The 1,051-nt window shown below is 52.1% G+C and carries 1 rRNA gene; it reads right to left on the bottom strand.

Annotation, left to right across the window (positions count from 1 at the left end):
- Positions 1-55 precede the first annotated feature (55 nt).
- Positions 56-1,051 (bottom strand): 16S ribosomal RNA (locus tag HEQ50_RS12565); the annotation flags it as partial.

The raw sequence follows: 1,051 nt of genomic DNA, 5'->3' as shown, positions 1-1,051 counted from the left end.
CTCAAAACTGACCATTGTTTCGACAAAGTATGTGTAGCCTCCGTATATTCCTTAGAAAGGAGGTGATCCAGCCGCAGGTTCTCCTACGGCTACCTTGTTACGACTTCACCCTAATCATCTGTCCCACCTTAGACGGCTGACTCCCGAAGGTTATCTCACCGGCTTTGGGTGTTACAAACTCTCATGGTGTGACGGGCGGTGTGTACAAGGCCCGGGAACGTATTCACCGCGGCATGCTGATCCGCGATTACTAGCGATTCCAACTTCATGTAGGCGAGTTGCAGCCTACAATCCGAACTGAGAACGGCTTTAAGAGATTAGCTTGGCCTCACGACTTCGCAACTCGTTGTACCGTCCATTGTAGCACGTGTGTAGCCCAGGTCATAAGGGGCATGATGATTTGACGTCATCCCCACCTTCCTCCGGTTTGTCACCGGCAGTCTCACCAGAGTGCCCAACTGAATGCTGGCAACTGATAATAAGGGTTGCGCTCGTTGCGGGACTTAACCCAACATCTCACGACACGAGCTGACGACAACCATGCACCACCTGTCATTCTGTCCCCGAAGGGAACGTCTTATCTCTAAGATTGGCAGAAGATGTCAAGACCTGGTAAGGTTCTTCGCGTAGCTTCGAATTAAACCACATGCTCCACCGCTTGTGCGGGCCCCCGTCAATTCCTTTGAGTTTCAACCTTGCGGTCGTACTCCCCAGGCGGAGTGCTTAATGCGTTAGCTGCGGCACTGAAGGGCGGAAACCCTCCAACACCTAGCACTCATCGTTTACGGCATGGACTACCAGGGTATCTAATCCTGTTTGCTACCCATGCTTTCGAGCCTCAGCGTCAGTTACAGACTAGACAGCCGCCTTCGCCACTGGTGTTCTTCCATATATCTACGCATTCCACCGCTACACATGGAGTTCCACTGTCCTCTTCTGCACTCAAGTCTCCCAGTTTCCGATGCACTTCTCCGGTTAAGCCGAAGGCTTTCACATCAGACTTAAGAAACCGCCTGCGCTCGCTTTACGCCCAATAAATCCGGACAACGCT

The organism is Lactobacillus sp. HBUAS51381, from assembly GCF_012641095.1.
In the GTDB taxonomy this organism is placed as follows: Bacteria; Bacillota; Bacilli; order Lactobacillales; family Lactobacillaceae; genus Levilactobacillus.
The sequence above is the reverse complement of the archived record's forward strand: the minus strand, read 5'-3'. Positions and strand labels throughout refer to the sequence as shown.